We start from the raw sequence: 20,996 nt of genomic DNA, 5'->3' as shown, positions 1-20,996 counted from the left end.
CGGTTCGCGCCGGTTCCCGAGACGCCGAGAGGAGGCGATTCCAGTGATCAGCATCAACACCAGCTTCAGCAACACCGTCGTGAAAATGACCGATCGCTCGGTCGTCGCCACCTGCCCGCTCGGTCTCTCGAACCAGGGCACCGGTCTGCCCGTCGGCATCCCCGCCGTGCGTCCGGCCTCCCTGTCCCACGCGTTCCTCTCCGTGAGCGAGCGCGATGAGCGACCGACCAAGGCACCGGAAGCAGCAGTAGCAGCGGCACAGGCGCATGCCTATGCCTTTGCGGCAGCCGGTGCCGGACTCCGGAAGCAGACGACGACGCAGCAGCACATGTGGGCCTTCCGCGGGCTCGAACCCTGGAGTGATCCAGCCTGATCGACGATCAGGCCGGCGCCTTCAGGGCCGCGGAACCCCACCCGGGATCCGCGGCCCTTCTGTTTTCTCCGAACGGGGAGAGCGGGGCGAAGGGGCCGACGGACTTGCAGCACCTGGTACCAAGCCGCCACCCGGCCGACCGGCCGGAACGACCAGACGAGGAAGACACCGACCGTGCAAACCGAAACGCACGCCCCGTCCGTACCGCCCTCACAGACGCTCCCCCCGCCCGGCCTTCAGGAGAACACCTTGACTCCGCTCACCGCGCTCACCGCGCTCGACGACGCCATCGAGAACCTCGACGTACCCGTCCCCTGCCGCAGCTACGACCCGGAGGTCTTCTTCGCCGAGTCGCCGGCCGACGTCGAGTACGCCAAGTCCCTCTGCCGCACCTGCCCGCTGATGGAGGCCTGCCTCGCCGGCGCCAAGGAGCGGCGTGAGCCGTGGGGCGTCTGGGGCGGCGAGCTCTTCGTTCAGGGCGTGGTCGTTGCCCGCAAGCGGCCGCGTGGTCGCCCTCGCAAGAACCCGGTCGTCGCATGAACGCCTCCGGAACCATCGACCGCCCCCTGACGCACGACCCCATGAAGCAGGCCCCGATGAAGCCCTTCGCCAGCGAGCCCGTCGGCTCCGCGATCCCAGAGACCACCACCGAATCCGGCGCGATCTCCTCGCGTCAGAACAGGACCCGTGAGATGCAACTCCAACCCGAAGCCCTGGCACGTGCGCATATGCATGAGCGCATGCGTGAGGCCGACGCCGACCGCCATGCGGTGCGGCTGATCAGCGCGCGCCGGATGCAGCGACGCGCCGAGCGCGCCTCGCTCCGCGCCCGCCGCGCGCTGGCCATGGCGGTCATGAACTGACGTGGCCTGACGTGGCCTGACGTGACGAGATGTGACGTGACGAGACGCGGCGAGGCCGTGTGGCGTTGATGTGACGTGACGAAGGCGATCGCCGGCCGGTTGGGCCGGTGGCGCCGACTCCCCGTGGGGGCCGCTCCGAACGGAGCGGCCCCCACGGGGAGTTTGCTCTCCCGTACCTCTGGAGACGGCGGTACCGTCACGCAATGGACCGTCGAACTCATCACTCGGCTGAAGAGCCGGGTGCCGAGAGCGTGGCGTGCTCCCGCTGCGGCGCCCGCGCGGAGGACGAGCAGGTCATCACCTGGACCCGTTCCGTGGAGGACGGCGTCCGCCGCTACCGGGATTCATGCGCCGTGCATCGGGCTTCAGCCCGGTGGTGAAGCGAATCCGAGGGCGGCGGCGCGGAGCGCCGTGAGTGCCTGGGCCGGTCGTTGGTCTCCGTCAGCTCGCACGCGCAGTCCGCGCGCACCGGCCCTTCTGCGACGACTGCGCGAGGGCCAATCTCAGGGCCATCGAGGGCCGCCCGGACTCCTCCTGGTGGTGAGCGCACGATGACGCAGCCTCAGGCCCGGGCCACGGAGCCGCCCTTCCTCCCGACCGTGTCCGCGTCCTCGGCTTCGTCTTCGTCGGCGATCGTCGTTTCGTCCTCGGCCGCGACCGTCGTCTCGTCCGACGCCAGGAATCCCGGCAGCCAGGACTCAAGTTCGTCCCGCAGCCGGACTGTTGCCCCCAGCTGGCAGAGCACGCCGATCGTGCTGAGCGTCACCCGGTGTATCAGCAGATACGAGGGCGGCAGGTTCAGCTGCTTGCCCAACTGGTGTGCGGGAGAGCGCGGGTCCGCTATTCGCGCCGCCTGGCTGCGGATCCAGTCGCGGGTGAACGTGAACGCGTCGGCATCGGCCGGCTCGATGATCGGCAACAGGTACTCAAGGACCGCGTCCGGGTCGAGTTCGATGTCGTCCTTGACGAAGCCCTCGCCGCGCAGCAGCTCGTAGACCGCCTCGGCCTCGCCCTCCAGGGTCATCCGCAAGGAGTGGCCGATGGTCGACGGCAGCCCGCCGGGCAGGCGGTCGACCGTGCCGAAGTCCAGGACGCCCAGCTTCCACTCGCCGTCCTCGTCCCCCTCGTCGGCCGGAAGCAGCCGGAAGTTGCCCGGGTGCGGGTCGGCGTGCAGGAGTCCGGTGCGGGCCGGGCCGGAGAAGAGGAAACGCGCCAGGAGTTGACCGGCCCGGTCCCGCTGCTCCTCGGTGCCGTCGGCGATCACCTCGGACAGGGGTATGCCGTCGATCCACTCGGTCACCAGCACCTTCTCGCTCTGGTGCAGCACCTCGGGGACGAACACATCGGGATCGTCCGCGAACTCCCGGGCGTGCTCCTGCTGAGCCTGGGACTCCAGCTCGTAGTCCAGCTCCTCCGAGACACGGTCGCGCAACTCCGTGATCAACGGCTTGATGTCCATCCCCGGGATGAGCGGGCCAAGAAGCTTGGCGAATCTGCTCAGTTGGGTCAGGTCGGACAGCAGTGCCTCGCCCGCTCCGGGGTACTGCACCTTGACGGCGACCTCCCGGCCGTCGTGCCACACAGCCCGGTGGACCTGGCCGATCGAGGCGGCCGCGGCGGGCTTGTCCTCGAACTCCAGGAAATACTCGCGCCAGTCCTCCCCGAGCCGTTCCCCGAGCACCGAGTGCACCGTGGCCGTCGGCATCGGCGGCGCCGCCTCCTGCAACTTCGTGAGCGCCGCCCGATACGGGCCGGCGATCTCCTCGGGCAGCGCCGACTCGAAGACGGACAGCGCCTGCCCGAACTTCATGGCGCCGCCCTTCAACTCGCCGAGCACCTTGAACAGCTGTTCCGCGGTGCGCTGTTGCAGCTCGCGCCCCACGATCTCGGCGGACTTCCCGCCGATCCGCTTGCCGAGCCCCCAGGTGGCCCGGCCCGCGATGCCGAGGGGCAGCGCGGCCAGCTTGGCGGTACGGGTAACCGCCTTCCGGGGAAGATCAGACATACGCCCCTCCAAAACCCAGACTGCCGCGCCACATCCGACGCTCACCCGGCCATTGTCTCGTGTGGCTCGCCTTCCATGGGGGTGTCCTCCCTCTCATCCGGCCCATCCAGGACTCGCTCCCATTCGCCGAGCGGATTCCGGCGCCGGGCAGCGCCGCAGGTGCACTCGCGGTGCGGCGCCACGGGCTCGGGCCGCCAGTCCAACTCCGGGAGCGGGAGCTCCCAGCGGGTGCCGGTGCTTGCGGGCAGCCCGCCGTCGAGGAACGCCAGGGCGTGGGTGGCGGCAAGACCCGCGACGGTCGTCGCAAGGCCGATGTCGCAGGCCTGCACCGGACGGGACCGCCCCGACCGCCACTGGGCCAGCATCCGCGGCCACGCCAACTCCCGCTCCGCACGGCCGAGGTCGAGGCAGCCCGCGCAGGCCGACGCCCCCGGCAGCACCAGCGGGCCCACCACACCGGTGCCCTCGATGACCCCCGCGTACAGGTGCGGTGTGCCCGACTGCATGTAGGGAACGGCGAGGCGAGGGTCGGGTGCGTACGCTGCGAGACCGTCCCGCGGGGCCACCACGACGAGCGAGAGCCCGGGGTCCGCCGGCCGTTCGACCCCGTCCGTCGCGCCCGGGGCCGCACTCAGAGCCGCACTCGGAGCCGCACCGGCAGATGTTCCGGGGCCCGTGGCGGTAGGTGACGCCTCCGTGAAAGGGGACCGGCTCGTGCGGAAGGGCCGCGCCCGGCGCGGTGCAGGGCCGGGCGCGCATCGACGTACGAGCCGTCGCGCGGACTCGTCCCTGCGCTCCCCGATCGCTTCTGCGGGCAGGCCGCCCGGGGCTACGTCGGACGGTTCCACCCGGCCGCCGTCCAGGACGTCGACCCGGCCGAGCCCCGCGCCGGACAGCACCGCCGCGATCGTCGCGCCCACCCGGCCGGCTCCGCGCACCTGCACGCGCATACCGCGCCGCGCCGTCAACCTCCTTATGCCGCCTGTCGGTTCGCGGTCCGTCAGGCTGAGCGAGGCGAGGTCGGGGCGCAGGCGATCGAGGACGTCCGTACGTTTGCGCAGGGCGTTCGCGGACTCGCCGCCGCCCGTCGCATCGTCAAGGAGGCCGGCCTCGGTGAGACGGGAGAGCAGGAGGTCGACGTGGTCGTGCCGCAGGCCGATGCGCTCCCCCTCCTCGCGGAGCATCGCCGGTCCGCGTGTGCCGTCGATCAGGTCGAGGAGGCCTGCTGTCGCCGGGTCCATCGGGCCGAGGACCACGGCGTGGGCGCGGGCCACGCCGAACTGCACCGTCGTCAAGTCCCGCCAGCCGCGCCGCAGTGCGGGCTTCACCCTCGGATGCATGACCGTCCCCCGTTCTGGTCCACCTGAAATGCCTTGAATGTCCGTGATATTCGGTCGCGTCGGTGTACCCCCGTGACAGCCGACGCGACCGAGCGGCCCGATGGCCTGACCGAGCGCGGCCGTTGCGAGACCGGCCGCGCTCGTCCCCCGAGCCGCTGCCAGCATGCCCGTCCCGTCGACAGAGCGTCGCGAGTTGTCCACAGGCGAGGGGGATTAGTCGTACAAATCTCGGCCGGGGTGTGCGGATCGGCCGGGAACCCTGCCGGAGGCGGGACTTCCCCCTGCGCCAGCGGGTAACGTCGGGGCGTGCCCGCCGACGTACCGCAGCGCGCCGACAGCCCTGAGCGCAGCACGCAGAGCCAGCCGCCACGCGGCTCGGCGGTGAGCGCGGTCGAGGTGAGACGCAGCGCGAGACGGCGCCGAACGGTCTCGGCGTACCGCGAGGGCGATCGCACGATCGTGCTCATCCCCGCGCGGATGTCCGAGGCGGAGGAGCAGCGCTGGGTCGGTGTGATGCTCGACAAGCTCGCCGCGCAGGAGAGTAAGCGGCTCCTCGGCGACGCGGAGCTGGCCGAGCGCGCCGGAATGCTCTCCGAGCAGTACTTCCAGGGGAGGGCCCGCCCGACCTCGGTGCGTTGGGTCACCAACCAGAACACGCGCTGGGGCTCCTGCACTCCTGCCGAAGGCAGCATCCGGCTCTCGCACCGGTTGCAGGGGATGCCCGAGTACGTCGTCGACTACGTCCTGCTGCACGAACTGGCACACCTGTTGGTACCCGGCCACGGGCCGCGTTTCTGGCGGCTCCTCGACGCATACCCGCGCACCGAGCGGGCCCGTGGGTACCTGGAAGGCGTGGTCGCGGCCGAACGGCTCCCGCATCTTCCGGCCGCGCGCAGCGAACAGCCCGACACGCGCAGCGAACAGCCCGACACGCGCGGTGACTGACACGCGCGGTGACTGACACGCGCGGTGACTGACACGCGCGGTGACTGACACGCGCGGGGGCTGGCCTCCGCGAAGGCCGACAGGCCCTGCGGCCTCCCGTTCTCGCGGATGCCGGGCGGCCTCGCGGATGCCGGGCGGCGGAGAAGCGCCCCGCGCACGCGCACTGTGTAACACCTGTGAGCGGGCTGTGACGCCGCAGGCAGCGATTATGTACCGGGTCCGTCCCGGCTTCGCTCGTTGTCAGTGTTAGCGGTTAGCCTGGCGCGACGCATTCACATTCGGGATGGGGGACGGTCGTTACGCATGGCCAGGGAATTTCAACGCGGCCACAAGGCCAAGATCAGTGACCTGACCTCGGGCACCGATCTGTACGTAGGCGTGCAGATCAACGCCCCGGGGCTGACGTTCGACATCAGCTGCTTCGGCCTCGACGCCAACGAACAGCTCTCGGACGACCGTTATTTCGTGTTCTTCAACCAGCCGAAGTCGCCGGAGGAGTCCATTCAGCTCCTCGGCTCCCAGGCCGGGGACACGGAGTCCTTCCGCGTCACGCTGGACGGGATTCCGCCGCAGATCCAGAAGCTGTCCTTCACGGCGACGATCGACGGCGCCGGGCAGATGTCGCAGGTCGCGCCCGGTTACCTCCGGATCGTCGCGGGCGGCGAAGAGGTCGCGCGGTACGCCTTCGACGGCTCGGAGTTCAGCACCGAACGCGCCGTGATGCTGGGTGACTTCTACCTCAAGGACGTGTGGCGGTTCGCCGCCGTGGGCCAGGGGTTCGACGGAGGTCTCGAAGCTCTCCTCAGGAACTTCGGCGGCGAGGTCGCCGAGGAGGAGCAGCAGCCGGCCGCCGCGCCACAGCCGCAGGGCGGGGCCGCCCCTGGCTTCGCCCCGCCGCCCGGCGGTGCCGCGCCGGCCCCGTCGTTCGGCGCGCCCGCCCCGGCTGAGCCCGCCCCGGCCCAGGCGCCCCAGCCCGCGGCCCCGGCACCGCAGGCCCGCCAGGCACCGCAGGCCCCGCAGCCCGCCCAGGGCTTTGCGCCGCCGCCCGGCGGAGCCACGCCGCCCCCCGGGCCCGCTCAGCCCGATGTGCACGCGCAGCCGACCATCGCCGCGCCCCTCGCGCCCGCGCCGGGCCAGACCCCGCCCATGCCGCCCGGGTACGGACAGCCGGGCCAGCCCGCCCCCGCGCCGCAGGCGCCCCAGCAGCCGCAGTTCGGTCAGGCCCCAGGTCAGGCCCCAGGCCAGGCTCCAGGTCAGGCCCCGGGCCAGATGCCCCCCGGCTACGGCCAGCAGCCCCCCGCCGGTTTCCCCGGCCAGCAGGCGCCCGGCGCCCCCTCCCCGTACGGCCAGCCCCAGGGCGTGCCGCAGGGTGGCGGCCCCGGCGGTGTCGCCGTCGCGCTGCAGAAGTACCGCGAGGCGCCCACCGGGCAGCGCTGGACGCAGCAGAACGAGCAGATGATCCGCGTCGACCTCGGCGCCGACGGCCAGCCGATCCTCGCCCGCCAGGGCAGCATGGTGCTGTACCAGGGCAAGGTCGACTTCAGCTACAAGGGCGCCGGTTTCGCCGGCCGCATCGTCGGCAACGCCACCGGCCAGGAGATGCAGCTGATGCGCTGCAGCGGCCGCGGCCAGGTCTTCCTCGCCGAGAACGAGGCGCACCTCCACCCGATCGAGCTCCAGGGCGACGCGATCTGTGTCTCCGCGGAGAACGTGCTGGCGTACGACGAGTCGCTGCAGCACGAGGTCCGCCGCATCGAGGGTCACGGCATCCCCGGTGGCGCGCTGTTCACGATGCAGTTCCAGGGCACCGGCACGGTGATCGTGAAGACCAAGGGCACCCCCGTGGTGCTGCCGGTCACGCCGACGACGTTCGCGGACGCCAACTCCATCGTGGCCTGGTCCGCCGCCTCGCAGGTGATCATCTCCAGCCAGGTGCGACTGCGCCGCCAGGCCTTCCCGGGCCACAGCGGCGAGACCGTGAACCTCCAGTTCCGCGGTGCGCCCGGCAACTTCATCGTCGTCCAGCCCTACGAGATCTAAGGGGAGCGAAGTCAATGAACCAGCAGCTCGCGGGCTTCGCCCCGACCCCCGTCGCGGCCCGGATGGAGAATCACGGCCGCAGCATGGTGAAGATCGCCATGCAGAGCGGACAGGACATCTTCGCGCGTACCGGCTCGATGGTCGCGTACGAGGGCTTCGTCCAGTACGAGCCGAACCCGCCGGCCGTGCGGCAGATCGCCGGTCAGTGGATCACCGGTGAGGGCACGCCGCTGATGAAGGCCAGCGGCGACGGCATGCTCTACCTCGCCGACTACGGCGCGGACGTCGTCGTCATCAACCTCAACGGCGAAGGGCTGTCCGTCAACGGCACCAACCTGCTGGCGTTCGACACGAGCCTCCAGTGGGGCGTCGAACGCGTCAAGGGCCTCGCCAAGTTCGCCGGCCAGGGCCTGTGGAACGTGAAGCTCGGCGGCCAGGGCTGGGTCGCGCTGACCTCGCGCGGCGCCCCGATCGTCGTGGACTGCGGCAGCGGCGAGGACGAGACGTACGTCGACCCGGACGCGCTGGTCGCCTGGTCCCCGAACCTCAAGGTGAAGGGCAAGCGCAGCTTCAAGGCCTCCTCGATGATCGGCCGGGGCAGCGGCGAGGCGTACCAGATGGCCTTCTCCGGTCAGGGCATCGTCGTCGTACAGCCCAGTGAGGACAGCACCGACCGCCTCCGGATCCGGGGCTAGGGGGAGCGAACACACCATGCAGAGCCCGCTTTTCGCTCACACCGAGCAGCAGACCCAGGAGCGCTACGCCATCCAGAATCCGCAGATGCTGCGGATCAACCTGGAGGGCCACGACGACATCCTCGCCCGCAAGGGCGCCATGGTGGCCTACCAGGGCCTCATGGAGTTCGACGGCGAGTACCAGTCGCAGGGGCGGCGCCGTGCCCGCGCCAACACCGGTGAGGGCCTCGACCTGATGCGCTGCTCCGGGCAGGGCACGGTCTACCTGGCCAACCTCGCGCAGTACATCCACATCGTCGACATCGACCAGCAGGGCCTGACCGTGGACAGCAGCTATGTCCTCGCGCTCGACTCCCAGCTGCATACCGAAGTCATCGCCGTGGACAGCCAGTTCGGCATCTCCGGCTCCGGCAAGTACCAGCTCAACATCACGGGCAGCGGCAAGGTCGCCCTGATGACGTCGGGCCAGCCGCTGATGCTGCAGGTCACGCCGGAGAAGTACGTCAACGCCGACGCGGACGCGATCGTCGCCTGGTCCAACTCCCTGCGGGTGCAGATGCAGGCGCAGACGCACTCCTCGGGCGTGCGCCGGCGCCGCGGCAACACCGGCGAGGGCTGGGAGCTCAGCTTCATGGGCAACGGCTTCGCGCTCGTCCAGCCCAGCGAGCTGCTGCCGCCGCAGAACGCCGCGATCGGCGGCGGAGTGGCCGCGCAGTACGGCGTGGGCCAGCAGGGCGCCCGCGGCCAGAACCGCGGCAACGCCTGGGAGTAGCAGGCCTGTTCAGAGCATGTGTAAGGGGCGGTCACCATGGTGACCGCCCCTTACACATGCTCTGAACAGGCCTTACACATGAACAGACCTCACACATGAACAGGCCCTGCCGCCTGAACCGCGCGCTCAGAGCGCCGCGCGCGTCGCCTCCAGAAGACGTACGACCGACTCGTCGGCCACGTCCGCCACTTCGTCGTACGCGAACCAGCGCACGTCGAGGGACTCGTCGCTGATCGCCTCCACCGCGCCGGCCGGGGCCAACGCGGCGTACTGCACGTCGAGGTGCCAGTTGCAGGGCGCCGGGATCGGGTGCCGGTCCAGCTTGACCGGGCCGCCCGGGAGCAGCGTCAGGCCGGCGATGCCCGACTCCTCGGTGGCCTCACGCAGGGCGGCGGCCGCGAGCGTGGCATCGCCGGGCTCGCAGTGCCCGCCCATCTGCAGCCACATCCGCAGCTTCTTGTGCAGGGTCAGCAGGACGCGGCCGCGCGACGGGTCCACGACGAGCGCGCTCGCCGTGAGGTGCCCCGCCTCGCAGGCCTTCCACATGCCGTCCGGGTGCGCCGCCAGGTGATCGAGGTAGGCGGTGCGCAACTCGGCCTGCTCGCCGCCCTGTTCGTACGCCTTGAGGACCAGGTTCGCGTCGTCGTGGAGGCTCACTTCCCGGTGTCGCCCTCGTCGGTCTCGTCGCCCTTCTTCAGGTCGGGCCCGGCCTCGGGCGCGCCACCCGTGGAGGACGTGCCGCCGGCGGCCTCGCCGAGCATCTTGTCCAGCTCGGAGAAGTCCAGCTGCTCGCGGTGCACGAAGCCGTCCGGGTCGTCGAGGTCCTCGGCCGTCGGCAGCATGTCCGGGTGCTCCCACAAGCCGTCACGGCCGTCCACACCGCGCGCGTCGGTGAGCGACGCCCACAGGCGCGAGGCGTCCCGGAGACGGCGCGGACGCAGCTCCAGGCCGATCAGCGTGGCGAAGGTCTGCTCCGCGGGGCCGCCCGAGGCGCGGCGGCGGCGCAGCGTCTCGCGCAGCGCGGCGGCGGACGAGAGGCGGTCCTTGGCGGCCTCGTGGACCACGGCGTCGACCCAGCCCTCGACGAGCGCCAGCGCCGTCTCCAGGCGGGCGAGCGCGGCCTTCTGCTCCGGGGTGTCCTCGGGCTGGAACATGCCCTGCTGGAGCGCCTGCTGGATCTCCTCGGGGTTCTGCGGGTCGAACTGGCCGACCACGTCCTCCAGCTTCGAGGTGTCCACCTTGATGCCGCGCGCGTACCCCTCGACCGCGCCGAACAGATGCGAGCGCAGCCACGGCACGTGCGCGAAGAGGCGCTGGTGGGCTGCCTCGCGCAGGGCGAGGTAGAGCCGCACCTCGTTGAGGTCGACGCTCAGGTCCTTGCCGAACGCCTCGATGTTCACCGGAAGCAGCGCGGCCTTGCCGGCCGGGCCGAGCGGCAGGCCGACGTCACTGGAGCCGACGACCTCGCCCGCGAGCGCGCCCACGGCCTGGCCGATCTGCTGGCCGAACATGGCGCCGCCCATGGAGCGCATCATGCCGATCAGCGGGCCCGCCATGGCCTGCATCTCCTCGGGCAGGACGTCACCCATCGCCGAGCCGACCCGCTCGGCGACCGGGTCGACCAGCTCCTGCCACACCGGAAGCGTTGCCTCCACCCACTCCGCGCGGGACCAGGCCACGGCCGTGCCGGCGCCGGACGGCAGCGACGTCACGCCGTCCAGCCACAGGTCGGCCAGGCGCACCGCCTCCTCGACGGCGCTGCGGTCGGCGGGGCCGACGCTAGCGTCCTTGGTGCCGTCCGCGGTGCCCTGGGACACCACCTGGCGGGCGATCTGCTTGGCCATGTCCCAGTTCACCGGGCCGCCCTCGAAGGACAGCATCTGGCCGAGCTGCTGGAAGGCCGCGCCCAGGTCGTTCGGGTTCATGTTCCCGAACATGGCGGCGAAGGGGTTGTCGCCGCCGCCCGGGGCGCCGGCGCCGGGGAAGCCGCCGAAGCCGAACGGGTTCGCCGCGCCGCCCTGGCCACCACCGCCCTGCTGGTCCTTCTGCTTGCCCTCGTCGCCGTTCTCCGGCTCCTCCGGCGGAAGGCCGAATCCGAATGGGGTGTCACTCACGGGAATCCTCGGCTCGTTGGGCCGCCGACTCGGTGCCGACGGCGTCTGCCCGACTTTGCCATCCAGCGTAGACACCGACACCGCTCACGGGCTCGGTGCTCCGCTGAGTTCCGGGCTGCGGCAGGATGGATGCCACCTGGTACGAACGCGTCAACCGCGCCCGTACTGAAGACAACCGCTGGAGACGCCTGGTGAGTTCCCCAGATCCGCAGGTTCGCGCAGCGCGAAACCGCTCAACCCCGGCCGCTGCCCGCGGCCCCGTCGTCGCCGTGACCGGTGCCGCCTCGGGCATCGGCGCGCTGCTCGCCGAGCGCCTCGCGGCCTCGGACGAGATCAAGCAGGTCGTGGCCATAGACGAGCGGCGCGGCGACTGCGAGGCGGCGCAGTGGCACATCCTCGACGTCCGGGACCCGTCCATCGCGGGGAAGCTGCGCGGCGCGGACGTCGTCGTGCACCTCGCGCTCGACCTCGACCTGGAGTCGGACCCCGCGGCCCGTACCGCGTACAACGTGCGCGGGACGCAGACGGTGCTCACCGCGGCCGCGGCGGCCGGCGTGCACCGGGTCGTACTGTGCACGTCGGCGATGGTCTACGGCGCACTGGAGGACAACGACCTGCCGCTGTCGGAGGACGCCGAGCTGCGGGCGACCGCCGAGGCGACGGGGGTCGGCGACCTCCTGGAGATCGAGCGCCTCGCGCGCCGTGCGCCACGCGCGCACCCCGGCCTCAATGTGACGGTTCTGCGCCCGGCCGTCCTGGTGGGCGGTACGGACACGGCACTGACGCGCTACTTCGAATCGCCCCGTCTTCTCGTAGTGGCGGGTTCGCGTCCTGTCTGGCAGTTCTGTCACGTCGAGGACCTGTGCAGTGCGCTGGAGTACGCCGCACTGGAGAAGGCCGAGGGCGAGCTGGCCGTCGGCTGTGACGGGTGGCTGGAGCAGGAGGAGGTCGAGGAGCTGAGCGGAATCCGGCGCATGGAGCTGCCGTCCACGGTCGCGCTGGGCGCGGCCGCGCGCCTGCACCGCATCGGCCTCACCCCGTCACCGGCGGGCGACCTCGCGTACACGATGTACCCGTGGGTGGTCAGCGGCACCGGTCTGCACGAGGGGGGCTGGCGTCCGCAGTGGACGAACGAGGAGGTGCTCGCCGAGCTCCTGGACGAGGTGTCCGGGCGGCACACCGTGGCGGGCCGCCGCCTCGGCCGCAAGGACGCGACGGCCGCGGGTGCGGCGGGCGCGACGGTGGCCCTGCTCGGCGCGGCGGCGGTGGTCCGCAGGGCGCGGCGACGGCGCGGAATCTAGCGGCGCGGGAGCCGGCGGCGCGGTCTTCTGCCAGGGCCAGGCACTCCTTCTGCAGTGCCTGGCCGCTGCACCGCCCGGCCGCCGGGCCGCGGCTCCTGTAGATCCCTCCTACGCCGGGCGCGTACGACCGGTCGAAACCGCTATTCCCCCTGTCGGTGGCGTACGGCACCATGGACGGTATGGCAGCACCGAACGACGAGACTCCCGGCCCCGACCCGGCGGAGCAGCACGAGGACCCGATCCGTCTGCTCGCGATCCAGGACACCCCGCTCTCGCTCGACGAGGTCTTCGCGGCCGTGGGCGATCCGACCGCGGGCGGCACGGCCCTGTTCGTGGGGACCGTGCGCAATCACGATGGCGGGGCGGGTGTGGACGCGCTCGGGTACTCCTGCCACCCCACCGCCGAGGCGGAGATGCGCCGCGTGGCCGACAAGGTCGTGGCCGACTTCCCGGTCCGCGCACTGGCGGCGGTGCACCGCGTGGGCGATCTGGCGGTGGGCGACCTCGCCGTGGTCGTCGCCGTCTCCTGCCCGCACCGCGCGGAGGCGTTCGCGGCCTGCCGCAAGCTGATCGACGACCTCAAGCACGAAGTCCCGATCTGGAAGCACCAGCGCTTCTCGGACGGCACGGAGGAGTGGGTCGGCGCCTGCTGAGCCCTGACGTCCCCCGGTCGGCCGACGGCGTACTCGCCCGGTCCGGTGAGTCGTACGTGGTCCACGGCGTGGAACCTTGCACCGCGGGTTCCTCAGCTGTGGCTCCGGTTGCGTAACCGCACCCCTGAGGCGAGCGTTGACCTTGCAGATGGTTAATCTGCTGATCAGTCGGTTGAGGTCGCTCATGGGGTCGGGAGGTCGGCATGGCGGCGCTTACGTGGTTGCTGATTCCGCTTATGGCTGCGATCTGTGCGGGAATGTGGGGCAGTTGGGCTGCCCGCAACCGCAGAACGGGCGATGTCGCGGAGCTCGCCGGGTACGCGAAGTTCCGCGCGGCCATGGAGAAGACCGAGCACGTCGAAGCCGCAGGGGATGCCGACGAGAACGAGACCGCTGCCGACCTGCCGGAAGAGGCCGCCGCGGATCCGACCCGGATGCCGCGGACAGGTTCCGGTTCGGACCCCGCGCGGGCCTCCTGAACTGCACTGTCGCCGCTGGTCCTGGCGCGCACGGACCGGCCCCGGCGGTGCACTGACAGACCTGTCCCGTACTGTCGTTCCATGCCACGCCGCACCGCGACGATGCTCGCCTCCACCCTGATGCTGATCGCGCTGCTGTGCGCGGGAGTCCTCATCAAGGTCCCGTACTCGGAGATGACTCCGGGACCGACGGTGAACACACTGGGGGAGCACGGCGGCGAACCGGTTCTGCAGATCAGCGGCCACAAGACGTACCCGACGACCGGTCACCTGAACATGACGACGGTCCGCGTCACCAGCGCCGACTACAACATGAACTTGTTCCAGGCGGTCTACGGATGGCTGGCCCACGACAACATCGTGGTGCCGCACGAGACGCTCTACCCGGACGGCAAGACCGAGGAGCAGTCCAGCCAGGAGAACGCCGAGGAGTTCAGCCAGTCCCAGGAGAGCGCCAAGGTCGCCGCCCTGAAACAGCTGGACATCCCGGTGCAGACCCGGGTCGTCGTCTCCAAGGTCGTGAAGGGCAGGCCGGCCCAGGGCGAGCTGCACGCGGGCGATGTGATCAAGGCCGTCGACGGCACCGCGGTGAAGCAGCCCGCGGACGTCGCGAAGCTGGTCACCGAGCACGAGGCGGGCGAGAAGGTCGTCTTCACCGTCGTCCCCGCCAAGGAGGCGGCCGCCGCGGAGAAGGCAGGCAAGGAGGCTACGGGCACCGAGCAGATCGCCGTGGCCACCGAGGCCGCCGACCCGAAGAAGGGCGACAAGCACGCGATCGTCGGCATCGAGGCGGGCACGGACCACACGTTCCCGTTCAACATCGACATCAAGCTGGCCGACGTCGGCGGCCCCAGCGCCGGCCTGATGTTCGCGCTGGGCCTCGTCGACAAGCTGACCCCGAAGGACCTCACGGGCGGCAGATTCGTCGCCGGTACGGGCACGATCACCGAGAACGGCGAGGTCGGCCCGATCGGCGGCATCGAGATGAAGACCGTCGGCGCGCGTGACAAGGGCGCCGAGTACTTCCTCACGCCCGCCGAGAACTGCGCCTCCGCCGCGAAGGACATCCCCGACGGCCTCACCCTCGTGAAGGTCAGGACCATCGACGACGCGGTGAAGTCGCTGAAGGAGATCCGCGCGGGCAGGACCGGCAGCCTCCCCAGCTGCACGCCCGCGAAGTAGGCCGAAGCACGGTGGGGGCGCCCTCGGCGAATAGGGCGCCCCCACCGGCGTACGGGTCGACGGTTACTCCGCGAACGTCGCCGCCAGCGCGTCCGCCAGGCCCGGCACCAGCTCCGAGCCGGTGAGGACCTCGGTCGGCGAGTCCTTCTCGCGCAGCCGCAGCGCCGACTCACGCGCGCCGTCCCGCAGCACGGCCACCGTCATCCGGACCTCCTGACGGTCCGGGTGCTCGGCCACCCACTTGGTCAACTCGGCCTCGCTCAGGCCCTCCGGTACCGAGGTCTCGGCCGACGGCGGCAGCATCAGCCGCTCCACCGACAGCGCGCAGCCGGCCACCGCGCCGGGCCAGGCGATGGTGCCGAGGAACTCGTCGAGCGGGCTGCCCGCGGGCAGTTCCTCCTGCTCGATGGGGGTGAGGGTGCCGGGAGCCTGCTCCTCGCCGAGGCCGAGGCGGTCGGCGAGGCCGGGTTCCTGACTGCGCAGTTGAGCGGTGTCGACGAGGGCGAAGAGACGGGCGGGCTGGTCCCAGCCGATGCCGGCGACGTACTCGTCGATCTCAAGCACGGCACGGGTCAGCGGGCTCGCAGCCATCGGGGGGCCGGAGGGGGTCTGGTTGGGCATGAGCAATATCCTGCCTGGTTCATGCCCGAGATCGGGAACTGAGTAAAGCTTCAGTAAGTTGCATCAGTGGGCTCTACGATCGCTGAGCCCCCAGACAACAGCTCGTCAGCAGCTCAACAGCAGCAACCAACAGCGAACTTCGAGGTGCGCACCTTGGCTTTCCAGATGCCGGACCGCGGCGGAGGCCCATCGGGGCCACGGATGAGAGTGGGCCGACCCTCCAGGCGTGTCCGCACCCTGCTCCTGACCCTGGGCGTCCTGGCCGTACTGGCCATGCTATTCGTCATGTTCGCGGGGTTCTGGACTGACTGGCTCTGGTACCGGTCCGTCAAGTACTCCTCCGTCTTCACCACCACCCTGTGGAGCAAGATCGGACTGTTCGCGGTCTTCGGTCTGCTCATGGCGGTGGCGGTCGGCGTGAACATCTGGCTGGCGCACCGGCTGCGCCCGCCGCTCAGCGCCATGTCGATGGAGCAGCAGAACCTCGACCGGTACCGCATGGGGATCGCCCCCTACAAGAAGTGGATCCTGCTCGGGATCACGGCCCTGGTCGGCCTCATCGCCGGCGCCTCGGCCGCGGGCCAGTGGCGCACGTGGCTGATGTGGGTGAACGGCGTCCCCTTCGGACAGAAGGACCCCCAGTTCGGCCTGGACGTGGCGTTCTACGCCTTCGACCTGCCCTGGTACCGCTTCCTGCTGGGCTTCGGCTTCGCGGCCGCCGTGCTCGGCCTGATCGCCGCCGCCCTGACGCATTACCTCTACGGCGGGCTCCGCGTCACCAGCCCCGGCGCGCGGGCCACGGCCGCGGCGACCGGCCATCTGTCGGTGCTGCTCGGCATCTTCGTCGCGCTGAAGGCGGTGGCGTACTGGCTGGACCGGTACGGACTCGCGGTGAAGTCCAGCGACTTCAAGGCGGCGGGCAACTGGACGGGCCTGCGGTACGTCGACGCGAATGCGTACCTGCCGGCCAAGACCATCCTCTTCTTCATCGCCGCGATCTGCGCCGTGCTGTTCTTCGCGACGCTCTGGCGGCGCACCTGGCAGCTGCCCGTCATCGGCTTCGGCCTGATGGTGCTCTCGGCGATCCTGATCGGCGGCCTCTACCCGGCCATCGTCCAGAAGTTCCAGGTCGACCCGAACGAGCAGAAGAAGGAGTCGCCGTACATCGCGAAGAACATCGACGCGACGCGCAAGGCGTACGGCATCCAGGACGCCAAGGTCACCGACTACTCGGGCAAGGGCAAGACCAGTGAGCAGGTGCCGAAGGAGCAGCTGCGCAAGGACGCGGAGGCGCAGGCGAGTTACCGGGTGATCGACCCGAACGTAGTCGGTCCGACCTTCGACCAGCTGCAGCGCCAGCGGAAGTACTACCAGTTCCCGACCACGCTCGACGTCGACCGCTACAAGGACGCGAACGGCAAGGTACAGGACACCGTCATCGGTCTGCGCGAGCTCGACCTCGACGGCATCCCGAAGCGGAACTGGATCAACGACCACTTCACCTACACCCACGGCTACGGCGCGATCACGGCCAAGGGCACCGGCACCGACCCGAAGGCGGACCCGGCCGGCTCCCCCGACTTCACCGAGTCCGGACTGCCGACCAAGGGCATGCTCGGTGAGTACCAGCAGCGGATCTACTACGGCGAGAAGACCCAGCAGTACTCGATCGTGGGCGGCCCGCAGAAGGAGCTGGACTACGAGGCCGACGGCGAGAAGACCACCAGCTACGAGGGCAACAGCGGGGTCAACCTCTCCAACCCGGTCAACAGGGCGGCGTACGCGGTGGCGTTCAGCGAGCCGCAGATCCTGTACTCCGGCGCGATCGGCGAGGGTTCGCGGATCCTCTACAACCGCACCCCCAAGGAGCGCGTCGAGGCGGTCGCCCCCTGGCTCACCATCGACGGCGACGCCTACCCGGCGGTGGTCGACGGCAAGATCAAGTGGATCGTCGACGCCTACACGACGAGCAACGGCTATCCGTACGCCTCGCGCACCACGCTCGGCGACACCACGGCCGACTCCCTGACCGCCGCCAACAACCAGCGCGCGGTGGTGGCCCAGGAGAACCAGGTCAACTACATCCGCAACTCGGTCAAGGCGACGGTCGACGCGTACGACGGCTCGGTCCAGCTCTACCAGTGGGACGAGAAGGACCCGGTCCTGGAGACCTGGATGAACGCGTTCCCGGGCACGGTCAAGAAGAAGAGCGAGATCTCCACGGAGCTGCGCGAGCACATGCGCTACCCGCAGGACCTGTTCAAGGTCCAGCGCGAGCTCATGACGCGCTACCACGTGGAGAGCCCCTCGCAGTTCTACAGCGGCTCCGACGTCTGGCAGGTCCCCAACGACCCGACCAACAAGGAGAAGAACTCGGTTCCGCCGTACTACCTGAGCCTGAAGATGCCGGGTGACAAGGAACAGAAGTTCTCGCTGACCACGACGTTCACACCCGCCGGGCGGCCCAACCTGGGCGCGTTCATGGCGGTGGACGCGGACGCCACCAGCGACAGCTACGGCTCGATAAGAGTCCTGAACGTGAAGTCGGAGGTCCCCGGTCCCCAGCAGGTGCAGAGTGAGCTCAACGGTGACCCCGAAGTCGCCGAGTTCGTCCGGAACCTGAGAGGCACCGACTCGGACATCGTCTACGGCAACCTGCTCACGGTGCCGATGAACGACGGCTTCCTCTATATCGAGCCGGTGTACGTGAAGGGTGGCAGCGCGAACTATCCGCTGCTGAAGAAGGTCGGCGTCCAGTACAACCGCAACATCGTCTTCAAGGACACCCTGTCCGAGGCCTTCGACGCGATCTTCGGCGCGGAGGCCGACAGTCCGGAACAACCGCCCACCGAACCGGACCAGCCGCCCTCCACCGACCCGACGGTCCAGCAGGCGCTTGAGGACGCGCAGAACGCTCTGGAGCGCGGCGAGGAGGCCCTCAAGAAGCAGGACTGGCAGGCGTACGGCGAGGCGCAGAAGGATCTCGCAGATGCCCTGAAGCGCGCGACGGACGCCGAGGCCAAGGCCCGCGAGGAGGAGATCGGCAACAAGAGCGGGGACAAGGCCGCTGACAAGGCGGGCGACAAGGCCGGCGACAAGAACGGCGACAAGAACGGCGGCTAGAGCTGACGTCGCCGGGAGCGAGCCTCCGCTCCCGGCGACCGGCCTGTCCGGATGCCCTCCCGCACCGTGGTACGGTTGACTCACAACGACGCGGGGTGGAGCAGCTCGGTAGCTCGCTGGGCTCATAACCCAGAGGTCGCAGGTTCAAATCCTGTCCCCGCTACTGAATGACGAAGGCCCGGATCCTGAATCAGGATCCGGGCCTTCGTCGTGCGTGCCCGAGCCCGGAGACAGGCGTGCCCGAGACCGGCGTCACACGTGCCCGAGCCCGGCCTCGTGCGCGCCCGCACCCCTTTTGGCGTACGAGTGCAGTTCTCTGACCGGGGGTGTTGAAGTCATCCGTGCGGCGGGCGGGGCGAGTTGAGAGATCTGTGTTTGACTTATCTCTCTGTGGGCATGTCGACAAAACGTTGTAGTGACCTCACTGGCATGGGTAACCAGGTGTACCCGGGTTGCAGGTGGTGCGACGATGGACGTTATGGGGGACAAGGCAACTCTGTTGGAAACAGGGCGACTTATGCAGTCGGCCGATGACCGGGACGACCCCGGTGCGGTCGCGGAGGAGGCACGTCACCGGCTCGCCGCCGAGGCCGGTGACGTCGCCTCGATGAGCGTGCTGGGCGCGCTGCTGCTCCGCCGTGGCGACTTCGACGGCGCCGAGCCCTACCTGCGCGGCGCGACCGCCGAAGGCGACCGCGCCGCCGCCAACAACCTGGGCGTCCTGCTGCACCAGCGCGGGTACGCCGACGAGGCCGCCGGCTGGTGGCGCATCGCCGCCGTCGCCGGATCCGCCCCGGCCGCGCACGCCCTCGGCCGCCACCACCGCGAGCGCGGCGACGAGCCCGCCGCCGAGTACTGGCTGCGCCAGTCCGCCGAACAGGGCCACGTCCTCGGGGCGTACGCACTCGCCGACCTCCTGGAGCACCGCAGCGACGTCGGCGCGGAGCGCTGGATGCGCGCAGCCGCCGAGCGCGGCCACCGCGAAGCGGCGTACCGCCTCGCCCGCGCGCTGGAGCGGCGGGCCGCCGAGGAGCTTCCGCCCGGAAGCGGCCGGCGCGGCCCCGCCACGGGCACCCGGCACCGCGCCCTCACCGGTGGCCCGAACACCGGACGGCACAGCGTGAGTGAGCGCGGCGAGGCACGGCCCGTCGTGTTCGGCGCCGGACTGCTGCGCTCCGCGTCCGTGGTGATCGGCGTCGACGAGCCCGCGCTCGACGGACCGGCGGCCGCCGACCCGACCGGACAGCCGGTCGAAGAGCTCGCGTCCGGCGGGCAGTTGACGCTCGCCGAGGAGATCGAGCAGTGGTACCGGCAGGCCGCCGCGCGCGGCCACCGCCGGGCCGCACTGCAGCTCGGCGCGATCCTGGAACAGCGCGGCGAGCTGAAGGAGGCGGGCCGCTGGTACCTCACGTCCGCCAAGGACGGCGAGCCGCGCGCCGCCTGCGCGCTCGGCTTCCTGCTGCGCGACGCGGGCGACGAGGAGAACGCCTCCATCTGGTGGCTCAAGGCCGCCCAGGACGGCGACGGCAACGCCGCCAACGCGCTCGGCGCCCTGCACGCGGAGCGCGGCGAGACCCAGACCGCCGAGCGCTGGTACCGCGCGGCGATGGACGCGGGCGATGTGAACGGCGCGTACAACCTCGGGCTGCTCTGCGCCGAGCAAGGCCGCACCCAGCAGGCCGAGCAGTGGTACCGCCGCGCCGCGTACGCCGGCCACCGCGAGGCCGCCAACGCGCTCGCCGTGCTGCTGCTGCAGGTCGGCGACACCGCGGGCGCCGAGCCGTGGTTCTCCAAGGCCGCCGAGGCGGGCAGCGTGGACGCCGCGTTCAACCTCGGCATCCTGCACGCCGGGCGGCACGACGAGGAGGCCGCACTGCTCTGGTACGAGCGGGCCGCCAAGGCCGGGCACACCGAGGCCGCACTGCAGGCCGGCATCGCCAAGATCCGCGAGGGCGACCCGCAGACCGCCGAGCGCCATCTGCGGTGCGCGGCGGGCGGCGGCAGCGCGGAGGGCGCGTACCGACTGGGCACGCTGCTCGACCGGAGCGCGACACGGGCGCCCGTCGGCACGGTCCTCGGCGAGGCGGTCGGCGAGAAGAGCGAGTGCGAGGAGTGGTACGAGCGGGCGGCCGAGCAGGGCCACCGGCGCGCCCAGGTGCGCGTCGGCACGCTGGCGGCGGCCCGGGGCGACGTGGTCGAGGCCGCGCGCTGGTACCGCGAGGCCGCGGAGGCGGGCAGCCTCGGCGGCGCGTTCAACCTCGGCCTGCTGCTCGCGCGCGAGGGCAGCGAGCCGGAGGCGCTGCTGTGGTGGACGCGCGCGGCCGAGGCCGGGCACGGCCGGGCGGCGCTCCGGCTCGCCCTGCTCTACGCGCGTCGGGGCGATCTCGCCGAGGGGCAGAAGTGGTGCGCCCAGGCGGTGCGGCTCGGCCCGGCGGAGGTCGCCGAGCGGGCCGGCCGGCTGCGGGACGCACTCCAGCAGGAGCTGACTGC

The 20,996-nt window shown here is 70.8% G+C and carries 18 protein-coding genes and 1 tRNA gene; 14 read left to right on the top strand and 5 right to left on the bottom strand.

Annotated elements, in window-relative coordinates; genetic code table 11:
- The first annotated feature begins 43 nt into the window (after nt 1-43).
- The 3 genes from QIS99_RS24030 (at nt 44) to QIS99_RS24020 (ending at nt 1,236) form a co-directional block, all read left to right on the top strand.
- Nucleotides 44-373: a hypothetical protein gene (locus QIS99_RS24030; protein ID WP_282515702.1), complete on the top strand. Its 330-nt coding sequence runs from the start codon at nt 44-46 to the stop codon at nt 371-373.
- Nucleotides 374-547: 174 nt separating this feature from the next.
- Entirely contained in the window at nt 548-913 is a 366-nt protein-coding gene (locus QIS99_RS24025) for a WhiB family transcriptional regulator (protein ID WP_282515701.1), read from the top strand.
- Entirely contained in the window at nt 910-1,236 is a 327-nt protein-coding gene (locus QIS99_RS24020; RefSeq protein WP_282515700.1) for a hypothetical protein, read from the top strand. The genes QIS99_RS24025 and QIS99_RS24020 overlap by 4 nt, the downstream gene beginning before the upstream one ends.
- Nucleotides 1,237-1,798: 562 nt before the next feature.
- On the opposite strand, the gene QIS99_RS24015 is transcribed toward QIS99_RS24020, so the two are convergent.
- Nucleotides 1,799-3,241, bottom strand: coding sequence for an ABC1 kinase family protein (locus tag QIS99_RS24015; RefSeq protein WP_282515699.1), 1,443 nt, complete (start codon nt 3,239-3,241; stop codon nt 1,799-1,801).
- Between the two features lie 41 nt (nt 3,242-3,282).
- A complete protein-coding gene (locus QIS99_RS24010) occupies nt 3,283-4,581 on the bottom strand; it encodes a ThiF family adenylyltransferase (protein ID WP_282515698.1) in 1,299 nt (432 codons plus the stop codon).
- Between the two features lie 306 nt (nt 4,582-4,887).
- Here QIS99_RS24010 and QIS99_RS24005 point away from each other — a divergent pair, with 306 nt between their 5' ends.
- The 4 genes from QIS99_RS24005 to QIS99_RS23990 all read left to right on the top strand — a co-directional run bounded on the left by QIS99_RS24005 (nt 4,888) and on the right by QIS99_RS23990 (nt 9,033).
- Nucleotides 4,888-5,526 (top strand): M48 metallopeptidase family protein, encoded by a 639-nt coding sequence (locus QIS99_RS24005; protein ID WP_282515697.1) that lies wholly within the window; start codon nt 4,888-4,890, stop codon nt 5,524-5,526.
- Between the two features lie 303 nt (nt 5,527-5,829).
- Nucleotides 5,830-7,566: a TerD family protein gene (locus tag QIS99_RS24000; RefSeq protein ID WP_282515696.1), complete on the top strand. Its 1,737-nt coding sequence runs from the start codon at nt 5,830-5,832 to the stop codon at nt 7,564-7,566.
- A gap of 14 nt (nt 7,567-7,580) precedes the next feature.
- Nucleotides 7,581-8,261, top strand: a complete 681-nt coding sequence (locus QIS99_RS23995) for an AIM24 family protein (RefSeq protein ID WP_282515695.1) — start codon at nt 7,581-7,583, stop codon at nt 8,259-8,261.
- Nucleotides 8,262-8,277: 16 nt separating this feature from the next.
- Nucleotides 8,278-9,033: an AIM24 family protein gene (locus QIS99_RS23990; protein ID WP_282515694.1), complete on the top strand. Its 756-nt coding sequence runs from the start codon at nt 8,278-8,280 to the stop codon at nt 9,031-9,033.
- Nucleotides 9,034-9,159: 126 nt separating this feature from the next.
- Here QIS99_RS23990 and QIS99_RS23985 read toward each other — a convergent pair whose 3' ends face one another.
- On the bottom strand, nt 9,160-9,690 hold the full coding sequence (locus QIS99_RS23985; protein WP_282515693.1) for an NUDIX hydrolase: 531 nt from the start codon (nt 9,688-9,690) through the stop codon (nt 9,160-9,162).
- A complete protein-coding gene (locus tag QIS99_RS23980; protein WP_282515692.1) occupies nt 9,687-11,147 on the bottom strand; it encodes a zinc-dependent metalloprotease in 1,461 nt (486 codons plus the stop codon). The genes QIS99_RS23985 and QIS99_RS23980 overlap by 4 nt, the downstream gene beginning before the upstream one ends.
- 191 nt (nt 11,148-11,338) lie before the next feature.
- Between QIS99_RS23980 and QIS99_RS23975 the strand changes: the two genes are divergently transcribed.
- From QIS99_RS23975 to QIS99_RS23960, 4 genes are all read left to right on the top strand, one after another.
- On the top strand, nt 11,339-12,448 hold the full coding sequence (locus QIS99_RS23975; RefSeq protein ID WP_282515691.1) for an SDR family oxidoreductase: 1,110 nt from the start codon (nt 11,339-11,341) through the stop codon (nt 12,446-12,448).
- A 179-nt stretch (nt 12,449-12,627) separates the two neighbouring features.
- Complete coding sequence (locus tag QIS99_RS23970; RefSeq protein WP_282515690.1) at nt 12,628-13,101, top strand: molybdenum cofactor biosynthesis protein MoaE; 474 nt, start codon at nt 12,628-12,630, stop codon at nt 13,099-13,101.
- A gap of 236 nt (nt 13,102-13,337) precedes the next feature.
- The gene (locus QIS99_RS23965) at nt 13,338-13,580 is read left to right on the top strand and encodes a hypothetical protein (RefSeq protein WP_282515689.1); all 243 of its coding nucleotides are present in this window, start codon (nt 13,338-13,340) and stop codon (nt 13,578-13,580) included.
- An 81-nt stretch (nt 13,581-13,661) separates the two neighbouring features.
- Nucleotides 13,662-14,762, top strand: a complete 1,101-nt coding sequence (locus QIS99_RS23960) for a YlbL family protein (protein WP_282515688.1) — start codon at nt 13,662-13,664, stop codon at nt 14,760-14,762.
- 63 nt (nt 14,763-14,825) lie between these two features.
- Here the strand turns inward: QIS99_RS23960 and QIS99_RS23955 are convergent, their stop codons facing one another.
- Entirely contained in the window at nt 14,826-15,383 is a 558-nt protein-coding gene (locus QIS99_RS23955) for a PPA1309 family protein (RefSeq protein WP_282515687.1), read from the bottom strand.
- Between the two features lie 165 nt (nt 15,384-15,548).
- Between QIS99_RS23955 and QIS99_RS23950 the strand changes: the two genes are divergently transcribed.
- The 3 genes from QIS99_RS23950 to QIS99_RS23940 form a co-directional block, all read left to right on the top strand.
- Entirely contained in the window at nt 15,549-18,506 is a 2,958-nt protein-coding gene (locus QIS99_RS23950) for a UPF0182 family membrane protein (protein ID WP_282515764.1), read from the top strand.
- 89 nt (nt 18,507-18,595) lie between these two features.
- Nucleotides 18,596-18,669 (top strand) — tRNA-Met (locus QIS99_RS23945).
- 306 nt (nt 18,670-18,975) lie between these two features.
- On the top strand, nt 18,976-20,996 hold a 2,021-nt coding region (locus QIS99_RS23940; RefSeq protein WP_282515686.1), incomplete at its 3' end, for a tetratricopeptide repeat protein.

Origin of the sequence: Streptomyces solicavernae (genome assembly GCF_029968095.1) — a bacterium.
Classification (GTDB): Bacteria; Actinomycetota; Actinomycetes; order Streptomycetales; family Streptomycetaceae; genus Streptomyces; species Streptomyces solicavernae.
Note: the sequence above shows the minus strand (reverse complement) of the source record. Positions and strands in the feature narration are given on the sequence as shown.

Excerpts from the sequence above, each read along its gene's own strand:
- QIS99_RS23950 (WP_282515764.1), top strand. The coding sequence starts at position 15,549 with ATGCCGGACCGCGGCGGAGGCCCATCGGGGCCACGGATGAGAGTGGGC.
- QIS99_RS24020 (WP_282515700.1), top strand. The coding sequence starts at position 910 with ATGAACGCCTCCGGAACCATCGACCGCCCCCTGACGCACGACCCCATG.
- QIS99_RS24000 (WP_282515696.1), top strand. The coding sequence starts at position 5,830 with ATGGCCAGGGAATTTCAACGCGGCCACAAGGCCAAGATCAGTGACCTG.
- QIS99_RS24010 (WP_282515698.1), bottom strand. The coding sequence starts at position 4,581 with ATGCATCCGAGGGTGAAGCCCGCACTGCGGCGCGGCTGGCGGGACTTG.
- QIS99_RS23965 (WP_282515689.1), top strand. The coding sequence starts at position 13,338 with ATGGCTGCGATCTGTGCGGGAATGTGGGGCAGTTGGGCTGCCCGCAAC.
- QIS99_RS23995 (WP_282515695.1), top strand. The coding sequence starts at position 7,581 with ATGAACCAGCAGCTCGCGGGCTTCGCCCCGACCCCCGTCGCGGCCCGG.
- QIS99_RS24015 (WP_282515699.1), bottom strand. The coding sequence starts at position 3,241 with ATGTCTGATCTTCCCCGGAAGGCGGTTACCCGTACCGCCAAGCTGGCC.
- QIS99_RS23955 (WP_282515687.1), bottom strand. The coding sequence starts at position 15,383 with ATGCCCAACCAGACCCCCTCCGGCCCCCCGATGGCTGCGAGCCCGCTG.
- QIS99_RS23990 (WP_282515694.1), top strand. The coding sequence starts at position 8,278 with ATGCAGAGCCCGCTTTTCGCTCACACCGAGCAGCAGACCCAGGAGCGC.
- QIS99_RS23960 (WP_282515688.1), top strand. The coding sequence starts at position 13,662 with ATGCCACGCCGCACCGCGACGATGCTCGCCTCCACCCTGATGCTGATC.
- QIS99_RS23970 (WP_282515690.1), top strand. The coding sequence starts at position 12,628 with ATGGCAGCACCGAACGACGAGACTCCCGGCCCCGACCCGGCGGAGCAG.